This window comes from Chitinophaga polysaccharea (genome assembly GCF_007829335.1).
Classification (GTDB): Bacteria; Bacteroidota; Bacteroidia; order Chitinophagales; family Chitinophagaceae; genus Chitinophaga; species Chitinophaga polysaccharea_B.
The window spans coordinates 499,969-526,757 of record NZ_VIWO01000004.1; the positions used below are offsets into that span (position 1 = coordinate 499,969).

Sequence of the window (26,789 nt, forward strand, 5' to 3'; positions counted from 1 at the left end):
GCGGTTTAACGGACAGCTATAAACGTAAAGAAGCCGCCTCAATAGGTGAAACGGCCTCTTTACATTCACTTCAGTACCTGTTTAAAAGTCAACTTTTATTGTATCTATGCCCCAATTTGGATTCACTATTACCTGTACACCACCGCCGGCCGGAATACTATCGAACAGGTAGCCCGAAAGAAGCGTGGTTTGATTGTTTTTCAGGATGACACTATTAATACCTCTTCCGCCTATCGTATTATTGGCTGCATCCATTACAGTAATGGTAATATCGGCGCTTATCGGTCCGGTAGGGTTCATCATATAAGTATTGACCGTAAGTCCTTCACGTCCCACCAATGAATCAGGTATGGAATAAGCATAGCGATCATAAATAAAATGCTGACTCATCATATTGGTGCCCGAATAGAAATCAAGAAACGAGCTTAATGCGTAAGGATCTTCCGCAATATATGGCCATATGGAAACTGTTTTTGCGTTAAAAGGTACCCTGCCTTTGAATTGGTAAACTAATTTTGAAACGACCCTGTCAAGTTCCATATTGGCGTCCACGCTATTGTTTACACTTATAATAGCTCTTTTGTAAAAGACATCACTACCCTGTTGAGTGAGTGCCACCCCTGGAGGATCAAAGGCTGAACGGTAAGCGCCGGTAGTGTCTTTAATACCGGTTACTGTCACTACATATCTGCCTACTGGCAATGAGTCTCTGAACTCACCAAAGGTAGTATCACCAACAGTGCGGGTTTGTTCACTTACAATTGCTTTCGTATTGGCGTCAAATACGACGTATATCAGCTGCTGCACATTTTGAAGCACGCTGGTGTCGGCACTTCGGGCATTGTTGCCGGCAATGACCTGCGAAAAGCCGGATACTTTAAAATTAACCGCAAATTTTTGTGTGCTTCCCCCTGTACCAGGGCCTGGATTGGATGCCGGTTTCTGACAGGCAAACACGGCTAACAATATTGCCAGTAACGGCAAATAGTGCTTTTTCATAAAGATGTAGTTTTAACAATAAAGAAATAGGGTCTCGTCAGCTACTGCCAGTCGGCCTTTCTTTTCCTGGGCTAAAATTCTACTTTTATCGTATCTCTGCCCCAATTGGGATTTACTTTTACCTGTACGCCACCGCCGGCCGGAATACTGTCAAACAAGTAGCCCGTCAGGAGAGTGGTTTGATTGGTTTTCAGCAATACTTTATAAATGTCCGCTCCACCGATATACTTGTTAGTAGCATCAGATATGTGTACGCTGAAATCGGCGCTCATAGTACCCGCAGGATTTATCATATAAGTACTGATGGTAAGTCCTTCCTTTCCTATTAACGAATCCGGTATGGGATATTCATAAGCATAGTAATTATAATGCTGGTTCCTTTTATTGGTGCCAGTGTAGAAATCGAGGAGCGAGCTTAAAGTTGATGGAGCTTCAGCCAGGTAAGGCCTTATAGATACTTTTTTGGCGTTAAAGGGGATCCTGCCCTTGAATTGGTAAACCATTTTTGAGACAACCCTGTCAAGTGCCATGTTTTGATCAACACTGCTGGTTAAACTTACAATTGCTCTTTTGTAGAAAATATCAGCGCCCTGCTTAAAGATAGTTACGCCCAATGGGTCTGTTACCGGAGCTGCGCATGTGGTGTCCTTAATGGCGGTCACCGTTACTACATACCTGCCCGTAGGCAGCGAATCCCTGAATTCTCCAAAAGTGGAGTCACTCGCAATCTTGATTTGTTGGCTCACCATCTGGTCAGTATTGGCATCAAATGCTACATATATCAGCTTCTGCGCATTTTGAAGCACACTGGTGTCGGCACTCCGGGCATTGCCGGCAATGACCTGCGAAAAGCCGGATACTTTAAAATTAACTGCAAATTTTTCGGAGCTTCCCGGTTTAGCGGGACTTGGGTCGGAGGCCGGTTTCTGGCAGGCAAATACGGCTAACAGTACTGCCAACAACGGCAAATAGTGCTTTTTCATAAAAGATGTGGTTTAAACAATAAAGAAATATGGTTATTATCAGCTACAGCTTATCGGGTTTTCTTTTTTTGAGAGAGTATTACTATAACTGTATGTAAATATATTCTTTATTTTTTATTGCCTGTACCAGATCTATATATGAAAAAAGACGGCGACTCCCTCTGGCGGTAATAAAAGGTAATGACTATTAATACCATAAAATTTTCTACCCACGCTCGGCCACCCGGTTTTGGTTTATCCGAATTATATTTGTATATATGTATAAGTGTTACATTTATAATTTATTTTGTCGTGCTGTAGTAACTTTGTAGTTGTTTTTTTTCTGGGAAGTAGTCATTTTGTAGCAGGCCTGAAGAGGGCATTCATCTATTCTTTCATCAAATTTGCAACAGGTATACTGATCTGGTTGTGTTATATTATTGCTAACAAAGAGGATAAATAGAATGGGAGTTAGGTGATTAGTGATTATTTTGCAGCTACCCGGAAAAGAAAAACTGAGTGTTACCCCGGCATATTATCGGAAACCGCTTTTAAAATGCTCACCATATGGGATTACCATTTATTGAAGTCATTGAATCGTTAACACCAGATCCGAATGCACTGATGTGGAAGTTTGCTGACGCAGACAAAGAAATTAAGAATGGCGCCATGTTAACCGTCAGGGAAAGTCAGCATGCACTCTTATTGAATGAAGGGCAGCTGGCAGATGTATTCCCCGCAGGAAGGCACGTGCTCAAAACAGAGAATATTCCTGTACTTACCCGGCTCCGGGGCTGGAAATATGGTTTTGAAAGTCCCTTTAAGGCAGACATCTACTTCTTCAACACCCACCAGTTTGTGAACCTGAAGTGGGGTACACCGGCGCCAATATTAATGACCGACACGGTTTTCGGACAGGTACGCATCCGCGCATTTGGTACCTACAACGTCCGTATTACAGATGTAGGACGGTTTTTCAAAGAATATGCAGGCACCTGGCCCCGGCTCGGCATCACGGAACTGGAGTTGCAGCTCAGGGATTTTATTGCGCCCAAATTCGGTGAAGTCTTGTCATTGGCGAAGATTCCGGTAGTAGAAGCTGCTGCTAATGTGCCGGCATTGAATGAGAAAATCCAGCCATTGATCCAACCTTATTTTACCGACTTTGGCCTGGAAGTAACCCGCTTTACCATCACCAGCATTACCTTACCAGAAGAAGTGCTGAAACAATACGATAAGGTGACCGGCATGAACATGGTAACGGATATGAATAAATTCAGTCAATACAGTATCGCCAACGCCATGGACCAGGAGCGTTCCGACGTAGGCGACGGCGCCAGGAAGGCAGTGGTATTGGGTATGATGAGCAATATGATGAACCAGGGACAGATGCAAAACAAACCCGCACCAGCAGATGATATTACAGAGAGACTTAAAAAATTAAAGTCTCTCTTTGAAGCACAGCTGATCACAGAAGCCGAGTATACGGCAAAGAAAGAAGAACTGTTGAAGTTACTCTAACTAATATAATAGCATGGCAGAAGAGAAAGACAATAAGCTATCGGCTTACCTGGAACGGCTCAAACAACAGGCAGCCACTCAGCAGCATTATGGCGGGGATATTACCCCGGAAGAGGCGAAGATGGACATTCGCGATTGTCCCAAATGCGGCGCCGGGCGCGCCTTTGAAAAGGGCCTCACCGCTTGCACTTACTGCGGCTTTGTATTCATGGACATAAAACTGACAGACGGAGTTAATATCAAAAAGGAAAATAATTCATAAGGTATGTTCGGCTTTTTTAATAAGAAATATGATAACCCCGCACTCCTCGAAGAAATGAAAACAAGACAGGAACGTTGGTTTGCGTTCCTCGATAAACTGGAAGCCAGGATGCACGAGCTTACAACAGCTGCCATCCCCGGATTACAGGAGATCTTCAACCAGGATGCGGATCCTTATAAACGCGCGCACAGCAATATGCTGCAGGGATTACTCGGCCAAATCAATCATATGCGCCAAAAAGCCAACGATATCCAGGAAGAACAGATTATCGACTTTGTATACCAGGCAGAGGCAATGGTGCCAGTTGTTACCTCCACAGTGGGCCGCGACTATCACAATCGCATTATGAACTTCAGGATGGCTTGCCTTAACCGGCACTATATTTTTGATGAAAAACTGAACAAGTGCATGCAGCGCTTGCAACAGGCGACGGGGGCGCGCGACCTGGAAGCGGCTTACCAGGAACAATTGCGGGCATTTGAAAGTATCCGTGATAAATTCAGCTGCCAGCAATGTGGTGGCAATATCACCATCGAAAAAATGTTTTTTATCGATACCTATGTTACCTGCCCGTTTTGTCATTCCCAAAATACCTTCAGTCCCTCTACAGGAGCTCGCATGGTGTTGCACGATGCCCGCGCCCTCGCGGAACAGCGCACGGCCCACTTGCGCCAGGCCTACGAAGAAAGTACCCCCCGGGATCCTGAGCGCGAAAAAGTATATCTGCGTGCCATGATCGATGAGTGGAATAAGATCATACCGGATATGGCAGAAGAGAATGAAAAATTTTATGAACGTTTATTAAGAGAACAATCTTTTCATCATTTTAAATAAACACATGTATGTCTGATAACCCATTATTAGAACCCATTCACGGCATTACTTTAGAAGATTACAGCGCCGCTTGCGCAAAAATGGGCAGCGGTTTAAGTGAAGCCGATATCGCAAAAGCACTTGGCGTAGAAGTACCCGTTTGGCAGGAAGCCAACCTGCTGTGGCCCGAGCGCATGAAACAGGACGAGACCTTTCATATCGTGACGCTGTTTGGTCAGTACTTTGGTCAGGCAGACCAGCATCCGAAGTTCAGCAATTTAAAAGCAACGGTTTCTGCAGAAGGTGGCGCCAATACCGACCGTATAAAATCAGATAAGAGTTTCTACGAAGAGCTGGAAGTAGCCCGGCAGGTAGCTTATGAATATGGTCTTGACGGCGCTCAATGGATCGCCGATAAATATGGCATCACCCTGGGCGATTTCCAGATCGCGGCATCCAACTGGAATGCACAGATCCACCAGGATATAGCAGCCGACTTTGATGGCTACAATGAAAGACAGGCAGCCTACAAGGCAAAATATCAGCAACTGTTTGCCGATGCCCAAGGCGGCAATGTGGCCGACGATATCGAGTTCTAAACAAAAGAAATATTAATAAGAGAAATGCCCCGTATACAAATCGTTTACGGGGCATTTTTATGCTGTTTAGGATATGGAGATATGAATTATAAATGCAGGTCCCTGGCGCCTTTTACCTCGGTAGAGATTTCTCCCATCATGGTGCCCCCGCTACAGTTTTGCCCTGTATATACTTTCACAAAATCAATGGCATTCAATGTTACCGGCGTGCCGCTGGCATTCACGGCCCAGGCGATGTCAAACGTATTATAGCCCAACGTCGGATATTCGCTGGAATAGCTGTCGGAATATCCCCACGCAAAGGCGAGGTTAGTAATAACGCCACCGGTTTGTAAGGTATTCACCAGCTTGGTGCCGGTAAACGTGATGGAGTCCTGGCTTGGCGCCATGGCAGGGTAGTAGTTGTTAGCCGTATGATAGCTGTTAGCTACCACATATCCACTCGCCCCCTGGTTATCTTTCCATAATACACTGGTACCTGCTGCATGCGGATTGTAATAGGTAATACGGTAATTTTTAATGGTGCTGGCAACAGAATACTGGCTACCGGCTAATTCATACCAGGTATCATCAGGTAAGCCGTTACCATTGGTATCCTGACTCACCATCACCACGCCTGGCTCCGACCATTGATAAGTTGGCCCGAGCGGATTGCCATAAATACCCAGGTCGCTACCGGTACCATTCACCACCGAATGATCAAACCCGAATACAATATACCCGCCAAAACCGCCCAGCGACACCATATTGGTGGTGCTGCCCACCAAACCCTGTGCAGCCGTAGTAGTACCCAGGGAGGTTTCATTGATAAACTGTCCCGCCGCCGGCATATAGGTAAACACGCGGCTGATCAACGGACTGCTGGTCAGCAATGCTGGCCGGATGGCGACGTTGCTGACAATAGCGGCAGACGGGGTAGCAATCGGTTGAAGACTGTCTGTCAGCGCTTCTTTCTGACAAGCAGCCAGCATCAGCAGGCTGCCAAGACCTAAGGAGGTCAAATAGGATTTTCGCATAGTAATTATAATTGGAGGTGTAAAAAACTATTGATAAAATACAGGTAGGGTAGGGAAGTAGTAGCCGGGATACCGGAGGCTTTGTTTCAATGCACCGCTGGCTGCATCATAAAATAACCACCTGTTGTCATTGCTGCTGCCCCATTCGTCGGTCAACGTCAGTACTACTAACTCTTTCGTCCGCTCATTCAACCGCACTGCCGAACCATAAAAATATTGGCCATCCGGAATGGTGATGAAAGGCGCTGCAAAAGCGCTGCTATTACCAGGCAGGTACTTATAAATGCGGGTACCGCTGTATTCCAGCGTGCCGCCAATGCCAGGTCCCTCTTTACGCTCAGCAATGTATACCTCGTTGCCGGAGATGCTGGCTACGATGCCGCCGGAATGCCAGGCCCATAAGGCCCAGGGGTTGGTGACCTTAAAGGGTACATGCGTTTCCGTTATAGCCAGGCTCGCCGGATCAATACGCATCAGCGCTGAGTCGCCCGCTGCCCAGACAGCCCCGTCTTTTGTGCGCGCAAATCCCATCGTGGCTTTAGGGAACTTTTTAACGATGCTGTAATCGGTTGTCTGCAACACAACAATTCCATCATCTGCTGTCAGCACAAAAACATAATCGCCCGCAACCATCATATCGCCTGCGTTGGAGTTGATGCCATCTATTTTAGCGCCTAGCGCGGGACCGGCGAGGTTGAGCCTATAAACGCCGTCTGCCGTGCTTAAAAGCCCCCTGGAATTGTCAATCCCCAGGAAAGCATGCCCCTCGTCTTGCGGCAGGTGATCTATCCGTCCTGTTTCTTTCATGGTATAGGCATCGGCTACCACTAAGGGGCCACCTACTTTTGCCGTCATATATACCTTACCGTTATAAATAGAAGCAAATTGCAGGGTAGCAGTGGCTGACCCGAAATCCTTATCCGGATTTTCTGTTTTAAAAACATTGTATACTACTTTATTGCTGTCATAGCTGTAGTAAAATAAGTCACCGGTAGTAGTGCCATACTGGCCTTCCTGCACTACCAGGAAACCATTTTCATATTTGCCCCATACCTTCACCTGGTAAATGGCCGAATCAGCGGTGGCGCTGTTGGTGGCAGTAAATACGATATGGTAATCACCACGGGTAACGGCATTAAAAGTAAATACGGAATCATTTCCCGCTGGTTGTCCATTCACTTTCCAGCTGAAGCTAGCGCCCAACGGGCGGGCTATTGCAGGGCGATAGGTAACGGTGGCGCCTAAACGTAAGGTGTCTGAACTACCCCTCTGGTCAACACCGGGAGAAGGAACGGTGTTATCATTTTTCTTACAGGAGGTGGCCAGCAAAAAAAGAGTTGCTACGAAAAGAATACTTCCCGGTAATCGCATGTTTGATATATTTAGGTTGATGATAATGCAGTAATAACGTGTGTGCTGCAAATGCCCGCTGATAAAGGGATTGCAGTCTATCCCGGATATACGGGGAACAGGGTCCCTTTTTTACCGGATATTATCTACAGTTATTAAACGCCCGTCTGCGGGGAAGATATCAAATGACCTTCCACGACAACACGGCAATCAGAAGCTACAGCACACGTAAGACACACATCGTCAGATGCGGTTCATTGTTACCAATTTTGTTACAAAAAAAACCGAAAATATAAGTACGCCCTTCACCCGAAAACGTCCTATATCGTTGCAAGAGGCAGGTCTTCTGGCTTTCCTGCTTTTCCGGTCGCCTTCCCGTTCCGTATAGCCGGAACAGTGGCAAAGTGGAGTTGATTCCGAAAAAACATACCTGTATAAAACAGGTGCAGGATTACAGCTACGGGGATAGCTCCGGTTTCACACCGGATTCCCTTTTAATATGCCAGCATAGTGCTGGCATAACCAGTTGCGGCGGCAAATTAATGAAAGGAGATGGGACCACCAAAATATTGTGAGCCGTAGGGAGATATCAGCGCAACGGGAGCCACTCCCGTTGCACATTTTGGGAAGAGGAGGTATTGCCGGCGTATTTACACCGTGAGCGAGCCACGGAAGCCCCTGGCGGCATAATAAGAAGAAGCGCCATTATGATAGAGGAAAACTTTATCGTAACGACGGTCGCAAAAGAGGGCGCCCCCGAGTGCTCTTACATCGGCAGGCGTTTGTACCCAACTCGATGTTTTGAGATCAAACTTACCCAGTTGCTGCAATTCCCGGTAGGAGGCTTCTGTAAGGAGCGTGATGCCCATAGCCGCGGCCACTTCTACCGCACTTTCTTTAGGCGGATGATCTTTCCGGGAAGCCAGGGCCTCGTAATCATAGCAGGCATTTCGCCGTCCCTTGGGACTTTCAGCTGAGCAGTCACAAAAAGTATAGGCGCCGGTTTTTTTATCAAATGCAATCACATCTGGTTCGCCTTCGGTTTGTTCCATTTCGTATAGTGACCACATTTTTTCAGGATGGGCCATGAGCCGCTCCTGCACATCACTCCAGTTGATGCCCTTATGACGCTGCCCGTTTTTTTCAAAACGGGATTGCAATGTTTTCAGCAGTGAATCCTGTTGCGCTGCCGTTAACTTTTTTTTACCGGTGGGTGTTTGTTTCATACGAATCTTTATGCTTTAAGGTAGCAATGATCTATCCGGTCGCTATTGATCCGCCCGGATAGATAATGCGTGATAGAATATATTCAACGGATCCCATTTGGCTTTTACCTGTTGCAGCCGGGGATAGTTCTCTTTGTAATAGAGCGTATACCAGGGAACGCCTGATTGATTCCATGCTGTGGCAAGGTCCGTATCGGGGTGGTTAATCATAGCCCCATCGGTTTGATCATTCGGTACCGGTACACCACCCGATCCGGGGAAGAGGTCTTTGTAAAAGTTACGTACCCATTCCAGGCTGGGAGCGGCGCCTTCGGGGCTGATCCACCCGGTATTGCAGGCCACGTCGAGGATGCTGTCGCGTTGTGCGGAAGCTGTAGCGCCGGGAGCAATGGTATTTACTTTGCCTCCGTAGGTAGCCATTCCAAGCCCGCCGCCTATGGGAGCCGCCAGGGTAAGGTATTTATAGGCAGTGGCAATCTGGCTGTCTGTGAAGGGACGTTTGAAGAAGGCGTCTTTTACTTTGGCCAGTGCATTGTCGAAGCCGGGCTGGAAAAGTTCAGGGAACGGGTTGAGTGCAAATTGCAGCCATGGCGTTTCTTCTATTTGTTTCGTATAGGCGATACCGAGAGGTTCCACAATATCGGCCAGGTGTTCTTCAATCAGGCGCGCCGCCTGTGGACCGGTAGCGAGACCTTTAATATCCAGTTTGCCGATGTTACGGTGATTAAGAAACAAAATGCTGAACAGTTGACGGAAAGGCGAATCCGGACCGCTATGTTGTGCCGCCCAGGCGCCAAAGTTGCTGGTCAGTTGCGAAAAGGTGCTTTCATTAACGAGTGACCAGTCCCACGACACGCGAAACGTAGTAATAGTTGCCGGTGCCGCGGGTAAAGTGGTATAGGGGTCTGTGCCGGTAGCATCGGGGCTCCGCAGCCAGTAGCGGGTAACAATGCCGAAGTTGCCACCGCCGGCGCCGGTATGCGCCCACCACAAATCATAGTTAGGATCGGATACTTCCCGGGTGGCGATAATGGGAACGGCCTGTCCCGATGCAGCTACAGTCACCACCTCTACGGCATAAAGATAATCCGCCGCCAGTCCATGTTCACGGCATAGAAACCCGAAGGCGCCACCCAATACATGTCCGCCCATACCAATACCAGGATGCTCGCCCGCCGGAAGTACTACGCCCCAGCCCAGGAACAGCCGCCGGTAGGTTTCGCCTACTGTGGCGCCAGCTTCCACGGCAAAGGCCCCCATGTCGGCATCGTAAGAAACGTTTGTCATCAGGGAGGTATCGATCAGTACCTGTGCGGTGGGATCAGATACAAAACCCTCCAGGCAATGGCCGCCACTGCGCACCACCGGCCGCCGTTTGTTGCTCACGGCTTCCTGTACTGCTATCACCACTTCGGTGGTAGTGGTGGGCAGTACAATATATTCCGGCTTCCCGCTAAAGCGTTTATTAAATCTTTTTCCTGCAAGATCCGCATAACGTATATCCCCGGCGGTAATCTTTTCCATATGATACTAAATTTAAAATTTGTTGTCGGCTTATACAAATTCATGACCGTTCAAATGTAGAAAAATTAGAAGTAGCCGTGGGTTTGGGTTACGACATTTATCAGGCAATTTACGACAGGTCATATAGGTTTTTAACGGCGGAAACTATTTTTCCGGGATAAAAGAAAAATTTGTGTAGTTAAATGGCTACATGTATATTTGTAGTCAAATAGCTACATAATGAATTTAAGACGAGATGTATTCCAGGCCATAGCAGACCCCACCAGGAGGGCTATACTGCTGTTGGTGGCCTCCCAGGCGATGACGGCAGGAGCAATCGCCTCAAATTTTGAAACAGCAAGACCTACCGTTTCCAAACACCTGCAAATACTAACGGAGTGTGAACTGCTGGAACAAACGCAAAACGGCAGGGAAATTTACTATCATATAAACGCAAAGAAAATGAAAGCCATCGCAGATTTTATTGAACCATTCCGCAAAATGTGGGACGACCGTTTTAATAAACTAGAGTCGATCATGAAAAACTACAAACCCAAAAAATAATAGTTATGGAACAAAAAACGAAAGTCAACGCCGAAGACGGTAAGCAGGAACTGTTTATTACCAGGGAGTTTGATTTACCGTTGGAACTGCTGTTCACTGCCTACACGGAACCTGAAATTGTAGAACAATGGATGGGAACAAAAGTATTGCAACTGGAAAGCCGGAAATATGGCAGCTACCAGTTTGAAACCTCTGACCCTAAAGGAAATAAGTACCGCTTCAGCGGCGTAGCACATGAATTTATCCCGAACAAAAAGATCGTGCGCACCTTCGAAATGGAAGGAACGCCGTTCGGCCTGCAGCTGGAGTTTTATGAATTTGAGGCGGTCACCAATAGTACCAGCAAACTCCTGATGCATGTCATCTATGAATCTGTTGAAAAGCGGGATGCCGTTATAAAACAGGGTATGGTCCGGGGAATCGACCTGGCACATAACCGGATAGAAAAAATCTTACAAGAACAACTATAAAAACGTCATGACAAAGAGAAATAAAATCATCTATTGGATTGCCACCCTTTGGCTGGCCCTGGGCATGACCTCCACCGCGATTGTTCAATTATCCGCCATGAAAACAGAAAATGATTTCATGGCGGGCCTGGGTTACCCCCCTTACTTCCAGAAGATCATTGGCTGCTGGAAAATTCTGGGGGTAATCGCTATCCTGGTGCCTAAATTCCCTTTACTGAAAGAGTGGGCGTACGCCGGTTTCTTTTTCGCCATGTCGGGTGCGTTACTCTCGCATATCGCTGTGGGCGGCGTGATGAAGGATATGTTTCCTTCGTTATTATTACTTATCTTGACAGCCATTTCCTGGTATTTCAGGCCGGCTGATAGAAGAATCCTTTCCTTTAATTAAAAATAGCGTAACATGAATCATAAGGTCGATGCATTTATAGGTAGAGCGGAAAAGTGGCAGGAGGAATTTGATAAGCTGAGAAACATCATATTGGAATCTCAACTCACAGAAAGCCTGAAATGGGGCGTTCCCTGCTACTCGCTCCACGATAAGAACATCATCTTAATGCATGGATTTAAAGATTACTGCGCAGTGTTATTCTTCAAAGGTGCATTGATCAACGATATACATGGCGTGTTGATCCAGCAAACGGATAATGTCCAGGCAGCGCGACAGATGCGGTTTACCAGTATGAAAGACATTAATAAGATGAAGAACATACTGGTGAACTATATTCACGAAGCCATTGAACTGGAGCAATCCGGGGCAAAAGTGCAGTATAAAAAAGCCACTGAGTATCCGGTACCGGAAGAATTCCAGGAAAAGCTGGATACCCTGCCTGCATTGAGAACAGCCTTTGATAGCCTGACACCGGGCCGTCAAAGGGGATACCTGCTCTATTTTGCCGCTGCTAAACAGTCAAAGACCCGGGCCTCCCGGGTGGAAAAATATATGAAACATATCCTCGCCGGAAAAGGGCTGGACGATGAGTGAGGTAACACATCAAACAACGTTTATTTTCATCCGGAAACAGGCAGCACATGATGCGAACACTGATCATGCACAAAGATTATGAAGGGATCCGGCAGGCGCTTGCTCAAAACCCGGCGTTAGCCAATGAAGGCATCCCTTTCGACGAAAACAACACTACCAAAGCACATCCGTTACACCGGGTTTGCGATGGCGTTTTCTCCCATACGCTGACAGACCAGGAAGGTGTTGAAATAGCCCGCATCTTCCTGGCACATGGAGCCAACGTTAACGGTTACACGTTGGCAGCGGGGCAGGATACCCCCCTGGTGGCGGCTGCCAGCCTGCACGCTGAGCAGGTGGGTATCTTGTATATAGAAAATGGCGCCGACATCCATCATGCCGGGTGCCACGGTGGCACGGCCTTGCATTGGGCTGCCTGGGTGGGCAGGGATCAATTAGTAGCAAGACTGATCCGGGAGCATGCCAATATTCATCAGCTGTGCACCGAATTTCGCAGTACGCCATTGTTCTGGGCCGTGCATGGACTTAAATACGGCGGCATAGCCAATCAATATCACCAGACCGAATGTGTGAGGCTACTCCTCAACGCCGGCGCCGACAAAACAGTGCCTAACCTGAACGGCACTACGCCGTTTGAATTACTGGAGGAAACGGATAGGGAACTGATAAGTTTATTAGGATAAAAGCAGGTGTCTCCTGTAAAACAGGGACACCTGCTTTCTTTACAGGGTACGCAATTTAGCCAAATCTTCATCCGTCCGGTTGCCATGAATACGGATCTGCGACAATGCCGACTCAATAGCCCCATATTCTTCAGCAGTCAATACAATCCCGGCAGCGCCAAAGTTTTCCCGCACCCGTTCCGGTTTACGGGAGCCCGGAATAGGTACGATAAAATCTTTTTTATGCAGCATCCAGGCTAAAGAAATCTGTGCTGGTGTAGCTGCCTTTTGGGTGGCAAACAACTGGAGCAGCGCTAGTAGAGGTTGATTGGCAGTCATGTTATCCTTTTCAAAGCGGGTAATTACTCTCCTTGCATCGAAACCGGTAAAGGTAGTATCGGTGGTCACTTTGCCGGAAAGAAAGCCATTGGCCAGGGGAGAGAACGGAACAAACCCGATATGCAGTTCTTCACAGGCAGGAATGACGGCAGATTCGAATTGCCGCTCCATCATAGAGTATTCATTCTGTACAGCAGTTAATGGCGTAATGGCATGCGCCCGCCTGATTTCAGCTTCGGTAGCCTGCGACTGTCCCCAGCCCCGTATTTTCCCTTCTTTTATCAATTCGCCCATGCACCAGGCAATGTCTTCGACGGGGATGTCTTTATTTACCCGGTGTTGATAATAAAGCCCCACATGGTCCGTGCGGAGCCTGCGCAATGAATTTTCCAGCTTCTCCCGGATCAGGCGTAAAAGGTTTCTCGGGGTATCTCCCGGGGTATATTGGTCCAGCATAAATTTGGTAGCTATCACCACTTTATCCCGGATGTCCTGTAAAGCTTCACCGACCAGAGCTTCGTTGTCGCCGGCCGCATATCTTTCAGCCGTATCAAAGAAAGTGCACCCCCAATCATATGCCTGGCGGATTAATTGTAGCGATTCTTTTTTGTCCGGTACGGTGCCATATCCCATACTCAACCCCATGCATCCATAGCCAATGGTGGATACTTCCAGCGATCCGAGTTTTCTCTTTTGCATATGTTTTCGTTTTTTGAATTAACAAGGTCCGATTCGTATGCAAAGGTCTGTTAGGGCCTACCGGTGAAAAAGCAAAATACAAACGATCTATTTCGAAATTCAAACATTTCTGAATCCAAGGGGAGTAGTGCCCATATGTTTTTTGAAGAAGGCGTTAAAGTGGGCGGTTTCCAGGAAACCCAGGGCGTAGGCTATTTCTCCCACATTCCAGGTACTTTGTTTCAATAACGTCTTAGCCTCTGTGAGGCAGCGTGTGGCGATGAGCTGAGACGTGGTTTTTGCAGTAACTTCTTTCAGCGCACGGTTGAGGTGGTTGACATGGATATTCATGTGATGGGCAAAGTCGGCAGGGGAGCGCAAGACTATCCGCTGTGCGCTGTCATCGATGGCATAGTGCCGTTCCAGGAGCGCCGTAAAAAGAGCGGCAATCCGTTCCGACGCATTTAGCCTGGGCTTCAGGTGGGCCGCCGCAAAAAGCTGTGTCTTTAATGCAAAGTGAATGAGTTCCAACACCAGGTTTCTAAGCACATCGTACTTGTATAGATAGTCGGCGTCTATTTCTTCCAGCATGCGCTGAAAAATGCTCCGGGCGCTGTTTGCCTGCTCATCAGTTAATTCAAATGCATGGATACCGCCAGGCTGGTAAACGGGATATTCACCGGGGTGGCCATGCTGATGAAAGAAGGATTGATTAAATACCAGGCAATAGCTGCTGCTTACCTGCGAAAGATCTGCGGTGTAGGGAATTTGTGGGTTGAGAAAGATGAGCGCCTGCTTTTTTACCTGTACTATTTTATCGGCAAACTGTAGTTCGCTTGGCCCGAAGGACAAGGTGATCTTGTAAAAATCTCTCCTCCGGTAGGCAGAAGGATTGGGTGGATTATCGTCCGAATATTCCGATTGAAATACATTGAAATGCCCTGTTTCCTGGCTAACACGTCCGGACGTCCAGCCGATGTTCTTTTTATAAAAGTCCGCTATGGTTTCAATGTTAGCCATTACCTAAAATTACAAATTTCAAATAATATTGAAAAAGTAAAGCCTGCCGGCGTTTCTTCTCTCCCCATAAAAATAAAAAAGCACCTGTTTCATCAATAATGAGAAACAGGCGCTTTTTGTTATCTGTAAAATTACGCTTTCTTTAAGTCAAACCGGTCGAGGTTCATCACCTTATTCCAGGCAGCAATAAAGTCTTTCACAAATTTAGCTTGTGCATCAGCGCTGCCATATACTTCGGCAACGGCCCGCAGCTCTGCATTGGAGCCAAATACCAGGTCGGCCCGGGTAGCGGTCCATTTTGCTTCGCCGGTAGCGCGACTGCTGCCTTCATAAATTTCGCGGTCGGCGCCTGCTGCTTTCCAGGTGGTATTCATGTCCAGCAGGTTCACGAAGAAGTCGTTGGTCAGCTGACCCGGACGCTTCGTAAATACGCCATGTGCGGAGCCATCGTAGTTGGTGTTTAATACGCGCATACCGCCTATCAATACCGTTAATTCCGGTACGGTCAATGTCAATAGCTGCGCCTTGTCTACCAGCAATTCTTCTGTAGATACCGGCAGCTTCACTTTCCGGTAGTTGCGGAAGCCATCGGCCAAAGGTTCCAGGTGACCAACAGATTCTACATCGGTTTGGTCCTGGGAGGCGTCCATACGGCCGGGTGTAAATGGCACTGTAACGGACTGTCCCGCGTCTTTAGCGGCTTTTTCCAAACCGGCCACGCCAGCCAGCACGATCAGGTCTGCCAGCGATACCTTTTTGCCATCTGATTGGGCGCTGTTAAATGCCTGCTGGATGCTTTCCAGTTTGTCCAGCACCTTTTGCAGCTGTGGTGGATTGTTGACCTGCCAGTATTTCTGTGGCGCCAGTCGGATGCGGGCGCCATTAGCGCCACCCCGTTTGTCTGAGCCGCGGAAAGTAGAGGCAGATGCCCACGCGGTAGATACCAGCTCCGATACACTCAGCCCTGAAGCCAGTATTTTTGCTTTCAGATCCGCAATATCGCTGTCATTAACTAACGGATGATTAACAGCAGGAATAGGATCTTGCCAAATCAGTATTTCTGACGGCACATCTGGTCCCAGGTAACGGGCACGCGGTCCCATATCGCGGTGGGTGAGTTTGAACCAGGCCCGCGCAAATGCATCGGCAAAGGCCTCGGGATTTTCCAGGAAGCGCCGGGATATTTTTTCGTAAACAGGATCAAATCGTAATGAGAGGTCGGTGGTTAGCATAGTAGGCAAGTGCTTTTTGCCGCCATCATATGCATCGGGGATGATGGCCGTTGCATTTTTGGCTACCCATTGGTGTGCGCCCGCGGGACTTTTAGTCAGTTCCCATTCAAAGCCGAACAGGTTTTCAAAGAAGTTATTGCTCCATCGCGTAGGCGTTTTTGTCCATATCACTTCCAATCCACTGGTAATGGTATCTGCACCTTTACCGCTACCATAGCTATTGCTCCAGCCCAGGCCCTGCATTTCTAAGTCGGCGCCTTCCGGTTCTTTACCCACATGGCTGGCAGGCGCGGCGCCATGAGTTTTACCAAAGCTGTGTCCACCCGCTATCAGGGCTACCGTTTCTTCATCATTCATCGCCATACGGCCAAAAGTGTCGCGGATATCTTTGGCAGCAGCAATTGGATCGGGATTGCCATCCGGACCTTCCGGGTTCACGTAAATCAATCCCATCTGAACAGCCGCTAACGGGTTTTCCAGGTTACGGGAGTGAATATCACCATCCGCTTTTTCATCGGCCGACAATACAGCATGTGGTTCAGCTACGCCAGGGGAACCATGGGCGTAACGGAGATCGCCACCCAGCCAGGTGGTTTCCGAACCCCAGTATACGGCCTCATCTGCTTCCCATACATCCTCACGTCCACCGGCAAAACCAAAAGTTTTAAAGCCCATCGACTCCAGTGCCACATTACCGGTAAGGATCAGTAAATCTGCCCAGGAAATATTGCGGCCATACTTTTGTTTAATAGGCCACAGTAACCTGCGGGCCTTATCGAGACTCACATTATCAGGCCAGCTGTTGAGTGGCGCAAAGCGTTGTTGTCCTGATCCTGCACCTCCGCGGCCATCACCGACACGATACGTACCTGCGCTGTGCCAGGCCATACGGATAAATAAAGGTCCGTAATGCCCAAAGTCGGCCGGCCACCAATCCTGTGAGTCGGTCATCAATACATGCAGGTCTTTTTTCACCGCTTCCAGGTCCAGGCTTTTAAAAGCTTCGGCATAGTTAAAATCTTTCTCCATGGGATCTGATAAGGACGCATGCTGGCGCAGGATACTCAACTTTAAGTGGTTAGGCCACCAGTCGCGGTTCCTGGTGCCGCCGCCGCCAACGTTGTGCTTCATGCTGCCATTATGAAATGGGCATTTACTGATGTCAGTTAATTCTTTTTCCATTTTTTAAAAAGTTTATGGTGAGGATGAGCACTTGCCTGTACCAGTTTATCGGTGCAGGTTTGGTAAAAGTAAGTACATTGATGATATAAGTAAAATCAATTAGTTCTATGTTTTTATAGTTAAAACCTATTTATGTTGCTGAGAGAGTGATTACCAATCTATCGTCACCGTCCGGGGTACAAGGGAAACAGGAATAATTGATAGGAGGAAATCTTATACAGATTTCCTCCGTGTAATGGCTTATTGCAATATACTAAAGTTCGGGGGGAAACCCCATCGGTTATTACGCGAAATTACTGCCCCGACGGAAGGGATAGAAAGGTGAAATGTTGAATGAAATAAGACTACTGGTAAGTCGTAAGCAGGATGTTATTACCCATTATATCTATATAGCCGCTGGCTTCCCCTTTACCAAAGAAGAGAATATTGTGATTGTCTTTAGTCTGGATAACTTCAGCATCATCTGTAAAAAGACTTTCATCACAAAGCAGTTGCAGATGTATCAGCTTTTTGTTTTCAATGGTTGAGATGTAAGTCTTTTCAAAGTCTGTAACAATATGATAACATTGGTTGTTAAAGATGAAACTCGATAATATCAGAATACGGGTAGTATCCAGTAACTGCTTGCTGCCCAGGGTAGCGCGTACTTCATCATCTCCCACATATCTTATAATGATGCCTTTCTTCTTTTTCGATTTCCCGGGCTGGAATGGCTTGAAAACCTGCATAGAATCCGGATGATCTATCTGGAGCACTTCTGAAAAGCCGATAAGATGTGACAGGGCATTAGTAACAATATATTTACCATCTACCTTATTTACTACAACCGGGCAGGTAGCTGAACAGCTATATTCAATACCTGTTTTTTTATTTTTAAAAATGATGCTGCCGCCAAATTCTCCGCTGCAAGTCTTCCGTACCGTATAGCTTTCATCTTCAAAAAAATAGGGGGTGCTTCGCTGGAAATCACCTGGATGCTTCTTTTGCGCGGCATCGCTGATCACTATTTTTTTTACCTGGAATAATTTTCCTGTTTGTGCGACACCGCACAAACAGGAAATACAACATATAAGGATCAGGCAGGGAGTTCTCATGTTAGGGTAATTGTTTTAAACAGGAAATATAAGATTATATCTGTAAATTCCATGTCAGGGATCTGTTCTAAATGGCGAAGCAGGCAGCTTTTCCTGGTTGCAGAGATTCGGCTGCAGGGGATTATCCGACCAGGCATACCGTACGTACAAAGGAGCGCTTACAGTCTCATTCCAAACAGTTACCTGGTTCCCGTTAATACTGGCTTGCGCCCACACAAATTTTTTATCGGCGCCGGCAATCTCAAATGCCGATAAAGCATCGCCATCCATGGTAGTAAGCCCGCTGCCGGTTTGGGTAAAGCTAACCACAATTTTATTTCTATTAATCGTTGCTGTATGAAACAATGGACCTGAGTAGGTAATGGGCTCTCCATAGGCCACACCTCTGGCCGCGAGAGCCAGTCTTTCGCCGACCGATTTTTTATTGTCAGGATGAATGTCATTCCATTCACCCAGGTCAATAGCTACCGCCATGGCGGTGCGGGGCACGGATAAGGATTGTAGCTGCGCCTCTCTCAGCCTGGCCCAGTTGCTTTCGGTGGGAAGATAGTTGTAGTCCATGAACCCGGGGAGTTGTACATAGAGAAAAGGAAGCGAATCCTGCGACCATTGTTGGCGCCAGTCACGGATCAGTGCCGGTAACAATTGTTTATACTGGTCGGCGCGATCGGTATTAGCTTCCCCCTGGTACCAGCAGATGCCTTTGATGGCATAGCCCGTAAATGGCGCTACCATAGCGTTGTAAAGGGCTGTTGGCTGATTTTGTGAGAGCGGAGTGTAATGAGGGGCTACAGGGGGATATACTGCGCCGGCTTTATATTGCCAGTATCCTTTCAGATCGATGGTGTCTGTACCAGAGAAAATGCAATAAGGTTTATCGGGTACAAATCCTCCTTTGCCGGCAGTATTAGTAACGCGTACTACGAAAAGGTTCCTGCCTGTTTTTAATAACCCGGCTGGCACCTGGTAGCGGCGTTGCGGATATTGATAGAACGTGCGGCCCGCCAATTTACCGTTGATATATAATTCATCTGCGTCCACAATGCGCCCGAGGAAAACGCTGGCTGGCTTTCCTTCCATAGCAGGCGGTAACGTGATCTCACGGCGATACCATACCACGCCATTTAAATCTTTTGCTCCCTGGTCTTCCCAGTAACCGGGAATGTTGATCTGGCGCCAGCCTTTGGGTATATAAGCAGTGTCGTACCATCGTGGCAGCTGGGTAAGGCCGGCATCTGCGGGGAACACGGTCTTCACAGGAAAATGCTGGCGACGAAATCCTGCGGTATCTTTATTTTGCCGGATAAGTGCTGTCTGCGCCGGGAACTCCTTAAAACCATCCTCACTCATCCAGGCCTCTATAGGCGTGCCTCCTATGCTGGCGTTGATAATACCTACGGGGATATGATAAGTGTCGTGGATGCTTTTGGCAAAGAAATAGGCTACTGCGGAAAAAGGTCTTACCTGCTCTCCAACCGCCGGTTGCCAGTAACCACCTGGCAGATCAGCCTGCGGACCAGCCATTTCGTTGATGGGCGGTACAAGGAATTGTCGGATATCCGGGTCATTGGCAGCCAGGATATCCTGGCGGTAGGTAACATCGTGAATATTCATCTCGTGAACCATATTCGACTGGCCACTACAAAACCACACATCGCCAAACAGGATATCCTGTAAAACAATTTTGTTGCTTCCGGAAATCGTCATACTATAAGGTCCACCGGCGCGCGTGGGTGGTAAATATACCGCCCAGCGGCCATCTGCCCCGGCTGTTGTTTTATAGTCGGTATCCCGGAAATGTACCTTTACTTTTTCCGACGGGGCTGCCCAGCCCCATAGTTTTACCTTTTCGTCCCGCTGCAGGACCATGCTGTCACGTATCAGTCGCGGAAGTTTCACCTGCGCTGTTGTCATATAACCGCTGCAACAGCAGAGCAAAATAATCATCAGTTGTTTCATATAAGTAGATTTACAATGCACTAAAAACCGATGCTGTTACCGCCGTCTACCGGTAATACTACACCGGTAATAAAGCGGGCGGCATCGCTGCTAAGAAAAACAACGGCATCGCCTATATCAGTGGCTTGTCCCATAGCGCCCATCGGCGTACGGCCCAATACCCTGGCTTTTCTTTCCGGGTCGCTGTCCAGGGCTTTAGCGGTCATATCGGAATAAATAAACCCCGGGGCAATCGCATTTACCCGTATTCCTTTGGGCGATAATTCTACCGCCATGGCCCGGGTCATGCCCTCTATGGCCGTTTTGCTGGCAGAATAGGCGATCACCTTCGGAATGCCGTATTGCGCTGCCATAGAGCTGATATTAACGATACAACCAGCTCCCTGTGGCAACATGGATTTTACCACTTCACGGCTCATGGTAAATACGGCAGTCACATTGGTAAGCAGTACCTGTTGGAATGCTTCGTCAGTGACTTCTGTAAAATCTTTTTTATGATTGATACCCGCATTGTTTACCAGGATGTCGATGGGACCATGCTGCTCCACAATACGGTTTACCAGCGTGGGAATGGCTGCCAGCTGAGTAATATCCGCGGCGATAGCGTGACAGGCATTGCCCAGCTGTTGTTGCGCTTCTTCCAGTCTCTCCGCATTTCTTCCCAGGATGATTACTTTCATACCCTGCTGTATTAATTTTTCGGCGATCGCGAAACCTATACCTGAACCGCCGCCTGTTACAATGGCTAATTTTCTTTTTAGTGCTGTCATCTTTCTTCGGCTGTTAAAAATATATTTATCAGTTACCCGGCGCAAAGGGGAACTGTAACTGTTTATAGTACTCCAGTGTTTTGTCTGGCGGCGTATAGTCCGCTGGTAGCGGCATATGGCTGAATGTCCGGAAATACAGCAGGCAGGCATTTCTCCACCAGGTGGCTTCCTGTTGCTGTATTTTTAACAACATGGTTACCTGTGCAAACCGCTGCGGATCTACAAAAGGACGCAGGCTTTCCCAGGTATGCTGCATGCCGGTTACCCGGTCTGCGCCGGTGTAGTATTGGTAACACAGTTCCTCCCAAAGGTTCCTGCCACTTTTCATACGGAAACGCCACTGCACATGATGAAACCAGAGCAGGTATTTTTCATCACAGGTGTGGATATCTTCCCATTGCCGGCGTACGGCCGGCTGGTATTGTGCCAATGCATTACTGCCGGTGGCCGTACGATCAAAGCCAATACCGGTGCTATCTGCTTTGTGATAATAAACAGGATTCCATTCGGGGCGGTGCTGGTTGTTGACCCAGGGGGCCGGCCCATAGTGGTGCCCTGTACCCATGATATGATGTAATCCTATGGGGTTGGAATATTGTACGATAATATCACGGCTTTCCAGCATCAACCGGGTGGCACTTTTTAGAAAAGTAAGCTCGTTGGAGAAGGTCATACGCAACCATTCTTCTGCTATCTGTTCACTGGAAAGGGTATGATCCCATGCCAGCCGCCCCAGCGCATACCAGTTGGCCTGCGCAAAGGGATGGCCGCACCAGTTGATATCATTACCGATATTGGCTACGCCGGCCATGCCGCTGAGCATATGTTGATCAACACTGCCATCAATGACTTTAGCTACAGTGCTGCCTGCGCCTTTGCTATAGGTATCGCTTTCCAGTGTTTCTTTGAACAGGGGAGCCAGGAAAACCAGGCTGGTTCCTTGCCCCAGGTATTCCTGTGTAAGCTGGAACTCCATCATCAATGGCGTTTTAGGCATGGCGCCAAACAGCGGATGAAAAGGTTCACGCGGCATGAAGTCGATAGCCCCGTTTTTTACCTGCAACAATACATTTGGCCTGAACTGTCCGTCGAGTGGAACAAAGTCGTCGTAAGCCTGTTTATGGCGGTCTATCGGGTTATCGTGACTATACACGAATGCGCGCCATATTACGATGCCTTTATACGGAGCAATGGCATCTGCCAGCATATTGGCGCCGTCGGCATGGGTACGGTGATAGTCCTGTGGCCCTGGCTGCCCTTCGCTGTTCGCTTTTACAAGAAAACCACCGAAGTCGGGAATATAGGAATAGATCTCTTTTATCTTTTCTTTCCACCATCCGCGTACACTGTCATTCAGCGGATCGGCGGTGGCCAGCCCGCCAATTTCCATCGGGGCGCTGAATCGGGCGGTAAGGTATACCCGGATGCCGTAGGGACGGAACACATCGGCCAGGGCTTTCACTTTTTCCAGGTAGGCCGGCGTCAATACCGTGGCATTGGCGTTAACGTTGGTTAGTACGGTACCATTGATACCGATAGAAGCATTGGCCCGGGCATAGTCGATATAACGCTGATCGATATACGTAGGCAGCGTATGCCAGTTCCAGATCGAAAAACCTGCATAGCCTCTTTCCACGGTGCGGTTAAGGTTATCCCAGTGATCCAGCATGCGTAACTGGATTTTAGGCGCAGATATAATAGGCTGAACAGGAATAGGCTGGGCGGTTTGCAGCAGGCGCAGAAAATGAAACACACCATAAAGCACGCCTATGGAGGTATTGCCGCTGATGAGGAGGCAGCGCTTTCCTTGTAGTATTTTGGGGACGATCATGAAACCCTCGTTACCGGCCGCTTTCAGCAGACCGGCGATATTCGCTTGTGCGATGAGCGGACACTGTTGTGCCGTACCGGCTATCACCGTTTCATCCTGGCGGAGGGTAGCGGTGGCCGGCACCTGGGTTTGCAGCAGGCGGGAGAGGCCGTTGAGCAGTTCCTGCCTGGCAATATTCAGCGTGGCGTCGGAGGAGGGAACCATGAGGGCACTGACATGATAACGATAAGAAGCCTGCAGCATTTTATCAGCTACCGGCGGATACCGCAGCCAGAGGTCATCACCATTTTCTCCTTTGGTGAGCAGGAAGCAGCAGAGACAGAAGAACAATAACGTGGAATTTTTCATATCGATAACTACCGGTTTGACGGATTTAGCATCATCTTTTTAATTATTTTCGCAATCGGTTGCGTGTAATAACCTCGAAAAAAGGCTATTCCGGGTTCTTATTTTTCAGGGAGGAAGCACGTATTACGAGATCAGCCCTCAGGGTGATGGCATTCGTAGCATACAGATCGCTGATACCTTTCAGGTGGTTAATCAGGTAGGTAGCAGCGGTGTGACCAATGCTATCGCCGTGGTATTCGACGGTAGTGAGATTTGGCGCGATCACCTTGCTGATCGGATCATTGTTGAAGCCGGCGAAGGCAATGTCTTCCGGGATCCGGAGACCAGCCGCCTGCAAGGCCAGCATACAATAAACCGCAGCAGTGTCGTTGGCCGAAAAAACGGCATCCGGGCGTTTGTTGGGCGCCAGTTCCAGTATATGCCTGGCCGCATCTGTGCCGGCCTGTTCAGAGAGCGGACCTGTAAGGTGCAATTTATCTGAAAAAGATAGGTGATGGTCCTGCAGCGCTTTCCGGTACCCATTGAGCCTTTCCTGGTACACATTTCTCAATACATTACCTCCCAGGTGCAAGATTCGTTTACAACCCTGGTCTATCAGGTGTTTGGTGACCTGGTAGGCCGCCTCGAAGTTGTTGATCCCCACCGAGGTGCTCTCGTTGTGCGGGTACACCCGGTCGAAGAAAATAACCGGAATTTTTCGTTTAAAGAACGGCTCCAGGTGATTGATATTTTGTGTGTTGGAAGATAGTGAGATAAGCAGTCCATCCACCCGTTTGTTAAACATCGTGGCAGCGTTGCGCTTTTCTTTCTCTGCATCTTCAAGTGATTGCGCAATGATCAGGTTATAACCATAGCGGTTGGCGGCGTTTTCCATGCCCGCCAGGGCAGACGACATGAAGTAGCTGTTGAGCCGCGGTACAATGACTCCCAGGGTATGCGTCTGCCGGCTTCTCAGGTTGCTCGCGAAGGCGTTGGACTGGTATCCCAGTACTTGCGCGGCATCCATGATCTTTTTCCGCGTGGCTTTACTGATCATCGGGTTGTTTTTCAACCCCCGGCTTACCGTGGCTGCCGATATGTTCAGGTATTTGGCTATGTCGTATATCGTGATTTCCCGTTCTTCTAACATGTTGGTTCAACTTGTTCTTCAAAGGAAGTGAACTTTTTTTGAATAAAAAAACGCAATCGGTTACATTGGTTTTAGTTTTTCCTATATTCGTCATCACAGGAGCCTGCCATTGGCCATCGCCTGCCTGTGAGTTGGGCTTTCACAGCCTTTGCCCGTCAGCAAGCCATCGTAGCCGCGCAGATAGTTATCCTGCGCAGTAATTGATTGGATAGTTAAACAACATTATTATGTTAATGCATGAAACCATGCGGTGGTTTGGGCCACATGATCCGGTTAGTTTAAGCGATATCCGGCAGGCCGGTTGTGCCGGAGTTGTCACTGCCCTGCACCAGGTGCCGGTAGGTGAGATGTGGTCTTTAGCCGCAATCCGTGAGCGGCAGTACCTTATTGAACAGGCAGGCATGAGCTGGACGGTAGTAGAAAGTTTACCGGTAAGCGAAGATATAAAACGGCGTAGCGGTCATTATCTCACCCATATTGCCAACTACCGGGAAAGCCTGCATCACCTGGCTGCCTGCGGAATTAAAGTCGTCACCTATAACTTTATGCCCGTGCTGGATTGGGTAAGAACTGACATCAGCTATCCGCTCCCTGATGGCAGCAAAGCACTTTATTTCGAGCGGGCAGCTTTTGTTGCGTTCGATCTTTTTATGTTGAAAAGACCAGCCGCTACAAGCGACTATAGTTCCATAGAAATAGCGCTGGCACACGCCTGGTGGCAAAGCCATACCGACGAACAAAAAGATACCGTGTTCCGGAATGCGCTGTTGGGTTTGCCCGGGAGTACCGGTCGTTTTGAACCTGCTGAAATATTGACCGCTTTAACTGCCTATCAGCAGGTGGATGCCGACCAATTGAGAGAAAATCTATTTTATTTTTTGGGAGAAGTGATCCCGGCCGCGGAAGCCCTGGGATTGAAGATGGCGATCCATCCCGATGATCCTCCGTACCCGGTACTGGGGCTGCCTCGTATTGTAAGCACAGAGGCAGATTTGCATCGTATTATCCAGGCCGTACCCTCGCCGGCAAATGGCCTCTGCTATTGTACCGGGTCGCTCGGCGTAAGGTCAGGCAATGACCTCACAGGAATCATTCAACGATTGGGCACGCATATTCATTTCCTGCACCTGCGCAATACCCGTCACGATGATGCGGGTAATTTTTTTGAAGCCGCTCACTTGGATGGAGATGCAGATATGGTAGGCATTGTACGCGAATTGTTACTGCTGATGAAGCAGCGGAATATCTCGTTGCCGGTAAGGCCGGATCATGGCCACCAGATGCTGGATGATTTGCATAAAACAACTTACCCGGGGTATTCATGTATTGGGAGGTTGAAGGGACTGGCGGAGTTGCGGGGATTGCAGGTAGGATTGGCGGGTAAATTGTTGGAGAAAACATCTAAGGAGGTATAATAGGTTTTTATTTCAGAAGTACTAATTGTTAATACATTTTTAATTGCATTTGCCGGCCATATTTCGGCTATGCCGCTGCTAGCTTTGTCAATTTACCAAACGCGAGCGCGTTTATACTAAGCTGACAATTGTTTATGCAGGAACAACAAAATATAGCATACAAGCAATCATGGAGAGATGAACACCCGAAATGGGTATGCGGATTAGCGAATGCCCAGGGTGGCAAGTTATTTATAGGTGTTGATGATAGGGAGATGGTGGTAGGATTAGATGAGTATAAGAAGCTAATGGATGATATTCCTAATAAGGTCGTTAATCACCTGGGCCTGGTGGTCGATGTCAATTTGCTGCAAAGTGAAAACAAGCGATATATAGAAATCAATGTCCCGGTTAGCAGTATAGGCATTAAAAGCTGGCGGATCAGTGAGGTGTATAAAGACTTCCTGAGAGCTAACGGAGACACCGCTGATCCCTATCTTCAGCATCCTGATGGCAGTATTTGGGAGAGTGCCGATGATTACCTCATTAGGCCATGGTGCTAACTGCCACCAGGAGAAAAACGGCCCTGTACTCCCGGATATAATGATTTAAAGCAATATCCTGGGTGAAAAGGACCCGGTATTGACCTACTTGCTTCATATGATACCATAAGTACTCCGGCGATTAAAAAATAAGCCAGTTGCTAAACTCTTTTATGTCTTTCACTGTTTTAATAAGGTAATCATTCTTCTTCTTCCGTTGTTAAGGAAGCTGGTAAAACAATATCAGCAACGGTTAACCTACCATCAGGATGTGGCCGGAACAGTTCATGTATTATGAGCTTATGATTGTAGTATAGACGATACGTGATTCTTTTTGTTCAA

25 protein-coding genes and 1 riboswitch are annotated in these 26,789 nt (G+C 48.0%); of the genes, 11 read left to right on the forward strand and 14 right to left on the reverse strand.

The annotated features are described in order from the left end of the window. Positions 1-81: 81 nt before the first annotated feature. Complete coding sequence (locus tag FHW36_RS16475; RefSeq protein ID WP_145670660.1) at positions 82-999, reverse strand: hypothetical protein; 918 nt, start codon at positions 997-999, stop codon at positions 82-84. A 71-nt stretch (positions 1,000-1,070) separates the two neighbouring features. Then, positions 1,071-1,982 (reverse strand): hypothetical protein, encoded by a 912-nt coding sequence (locus FHW36_RS16480; RefSeq protein WP_145670661.1) that lies wholly within the window; start codon positions 1,980-1,982, stop codon positions 1,071-1,073. A 546-nt stretch (positions 1,983-2,528) separates the two neighbouring features. On the opposite strand from FHW36_RS16480, the gene FHW36_RS16485 reads away from it, so the two are divergent. The 4 genes from FHW36_RS16485 to FHW36_RS16500 are packed head-to-tail and all read left to right on the forward strand — an operon-like array spanning position 2,529 to position 5,156. Then, the gene (locus FHW36_RS16485; protein WP_145670662.1) at positions 2,529-3,482 is read left to right on the forward strand and encodes an SPFH domain-containing protein; all 954 of its coding nucleotides are present in this window, start codon (positions 2,529-2,531) and stop codon (positions 3,480-3,482) included. Positions 3,483-3,495: 13 nt separating this feature from the next. Continuing rightward, on the forward strand, positions 3,496-3,744 hold the full coding sequence (locus FHW36_RS16490) for a hypothetical protein (RefSeq protein WP_145670663.1): 249 nt from the start codon (positions 3,496-3,498) through the stop codon (positions 3,742-3,744). Between the two features lie 3 nt (positions 3,745-3,747). Further along, a complete protein-coding gene (locus FHW36_RS16495; protein ID WP_145670664.1) occupies positions 3,748-4,578 on the forward strand; it encodes a hypothetical protein in 831 nt (276 codons plus the stop codon). An 8-nt stretch (positions 4,579-4,586) separates the two neighbouring features. Continuing rightward, positions 4,587-5,156 carry a DUF6620 family protein gene (locus FHW36_RS16500; RefSeq protein WP_145670665.1) on the forward strand — a complete coding sequence of 190 codons (570 nt, stop codon included), beginning with the start codon at positions 4,587-4,589 and terminating at the stop codon, positions 5,154-5,156. A gap of 86 nt (positions 5,157-5,242) precedes the next feature. Here FHW36_RS16500 and FHW36_RS16505 read toward each other — a convergent pair whose 3' ends face one another. The 4 genes from FHW36_RS16505 to FHW36_RS16520 all read right to left on the reverse strand — a co-directional run bounded on the left by FHW36_RS16505 (position 5,243) and on the right by FHW36_RS16520 (position 10,272). Then, positions 5,243-6,172, reverse strand: a complete 930-nt coding sequence (locus tag FHW36_RS16505) for a PKD domain-containing protein (RefSeq protein ID WP_145670666.1) — start codon at positions 6,170-6,172, stop codon at positions 5,243-5,245. A gap of 27 nt (positions 6,173-6,199) precedes the next feature. Further along, entirely contained in the window at positions 6,200-7,543 is a 1,344-nt protein-coding gene (locus tag FHW36_RS16510) for a DUF5074 domain-containing protein (protein WP_145670667.1), read from the reverse strand. A 298-nt stretch (positions 7,544-7,841) separates the two neighbouring features. After that, positions 7,842-8,064, reverse strand: a riboswitch (cobalamin riboswitch). Positions 8,065-8,172: 108 nt separating this feature from the next. Continuing rightward, complete coding sequence (locus FHW36_RS16515) at positions 8,173-8,748, reverse strand: DUF4256 domain-containing protein (RefSeq protein WP_145670668.1); 576 nt, start codon at positions 8,746-8,748, stop codon at positions 8,173-8,175. A 42-nt stretch (positions 8,749-8,790) separates the two neighbouring features. After that, a complete protein-coding gene (locus FHW36_RS16520) occupies positions 8,791-10,272 on the reverse strand; it encodes an FAD-dependent oxidoreductase (protein ID WP_145670669.1) in 1,482 nt (493 codons plus the stop codon). Between the two features lie 219 nt (positions 10,273-10,491). On the opposite strand from FHW36_RS16520, the gene FHW36_RS16525 reads away from it, so the two are divergent. The 5 genes from FHW36_RS16525 to FHW36_RS16545 are packed head-to-tail and all read left to right on the forward strand — an operon-like array spanning position 10,492 to position 12,950. Next, positions 10,492-10,815, forward strand: a complete 324-nt coding sequence (locus FHW36_RS16525; protein WP_145670670.1) for an ArsR/SmtB family transcription factor — start codon at positions 10,492-10,494, stop codon at positions 10,813-10,815. 5 nt (positions 10,816-10,820) lie between these two features. Then, positions 10,821-11,285 (forward strand): SRPBCC domain-containing protein, encoded by a 465-nt coding sequence (locus FHW36_RS16530; RefSeq protein ID WP_145670671.1) that lies wholly within the window; start codon positions 10,821-10,823, stop codon positions 11,283-11,285. A gap of 7 nt (positions 11,286-11,292) precedes the next feature. Beyond that, on the forward strand, positions 11,293-11,673 hold the full coding sequence (locus tag FHW36_RS16535; RefSeq protein ID WP_145670672.1) for a DoxX family protein: 381 nt from the start codon (positions 11,293-11,295) through the stop codon (positions 11,671-11,673). 12 nt (positions 11,674-11,685) lie between these two features. Then, on the forward strand, positions 11,686-12,267 hold the full coding sequence (locus FHW36_RS16540) for a YdeI/OmpD-associated family protein (RefSeq protein ID WP_145670673.1): 582 nt from the start codon (positions 11,686-11,688) through the stop codon (positions 12,265-12,267). A 47-nt stretch (positions 12,268-12,314) separates the two neighbouring features. Further along, on the forward strand, positions 12,315-12,950 hold the full coding sequence (locus tag FHW36_RS16545) for an ankyrin repeat domain-containing protein (protein ID WP_145670674.1): 636 nt from the start codon (positions 12,315-12,317) through the stop codon (positions 12,948-12,950). A gap of 39 nt (positions 12,951-12,989) precedes the next feature. Here the strand turns inward: FHW36_RS16545 and FHW36_RS16550 are convergent, their stop codons facing one another. From FHW36_RS16550 to FHW36_RS16585, 8 genes are all read right to left on the reverse strand, one after another. Beyond that, positions 12,990-13,967: an aldo/keto reductase gene (locus FHW36_RS16550; protein WP_145670675.1), complete on the reverse strand. Its 978-nt coding sequence runs from the start codon at positions 13,965-13,967 to the stop codon at positions 12,990-12,992. A gap of 99 nt (positions 13,968-14,066) precedes the next feature. After that, positions 14,067-14,966: a helix-turn-helix domain-containing protein gene (locus tag FHW36_RS16555; protein WP_145670676.1), complete on the reverse strand. Its 900-nt coding sequence runs from the start codon at positions 14,964-14,966 to the stop codon at positions 14,067-14,069. Positions 14,967-15,097: 131 nt separating this feature from the next. Then, positions 15,098-17,380 carry a catalase/peroxidase HPI gene (gene katG / locus FHW36_RS16560; RefSeq protein WP_145670677.1) on the reverse strand — a complete coding sequence of 761 codons (2,283 nt, stop codon included), beginning with the start codon at positions 17,378-17,380 and terminating at the stop codon, positions 15,098-15,100. 344 nt (positions 17,381-17,724) lie between these two features. Next, positions 17,725-18,474, reverse strand: a complete 750-nt coding sequence (locus FHW36_RS16565; RefSeq protein ID WP_145670678.1) for a hypothetical protein — start codon at positions 18,472-18,474, stop codon at positions 17,725-17,727. Between the two features lie 54 nt (positions 18,475-18,528). Further along, a complete protein-coding gene (locus FHW36_RS16570) occupies positions 18,529-20,433 on the reverse strand; it encodes a sialate O-acetylesterase (protein ID WP_145670679.1) in 1,905 nt (634 codons plus the stop codon). A 20-nt stretch (positions 20,434-20,453) separates the two neighbouring features. After that, on the reverse strand, positions 20,454-21,203 hold the full coding sequence (locus FHW36_RS16575) for an SDR family NAD(P)-dependent oxidoreductase (RefSeq protein WP_145670680.1): 750 nt from the start codon (positions 21,201-21,203) through the stop codon (positions 20,454-20,456). A 28-nt stretch (positions 21,204-21,231) separates the two neighbouring features. Next, positions 21,232-23,382 carry an alpha-glucuronidase family glycosyl hydrolase gene (locus FHW36_RS16580; protein ID WP_145670681.1) on the reverse strand — a complete coding sequence of 717 codons (2,151 nt, stop codon included), beginning with the start codon at positions 23,380-23,382 and terminating at the stop codon, positions 21,232-21,234. An 85-nt stretch (positions 23,383-23,467) separates the two neighbouring features. Continuing rightward, complete coding sequence (locus FHW36_RS16585; RefSeq protein WP_145670682.1) at positions 23,468-24,511, reverse strand: LacI family DNA-binding transcriptional regulator; 1,044 nt, start codon at positions 24,509-24,511, stop codon at positions 23,468-23,470. 227 nt (positions 24,512-24,738) lie between these two features. Between FHW36_RS16585 and uxuA the strand changes: the two genes are divergently transcribed. Together uxuA and FHW36_RS16595 are read left to right on the forward strand one after the other, a co-directional pair. Beyond that, positions 24,739-25,926: a mannonate dehydratase gene (gene uxuA, locus FHW36_RS16590; protein ID WP_317131889.1), complete on the forward strand. Its 1,188-nt coding sequence runs from the start codon at positions 24,739-24,741 to the stop codon at positions 25,924-25,926. Positions 25,927-26,060: 134 nt separating this feature from the next. Next, positions 26,061-26,468, forward strand: coding sequence for an AlbA family DNA-binding domain-containing protein (locus FHW36_RS16595; RefSeq protein WP_145670683.1), 408 nt, complete (start codon positions 26,061-26,063; stop codon positions 26,466-26,468). Positions 26,469-26,789: the final 321 nt, after the last annotated feature.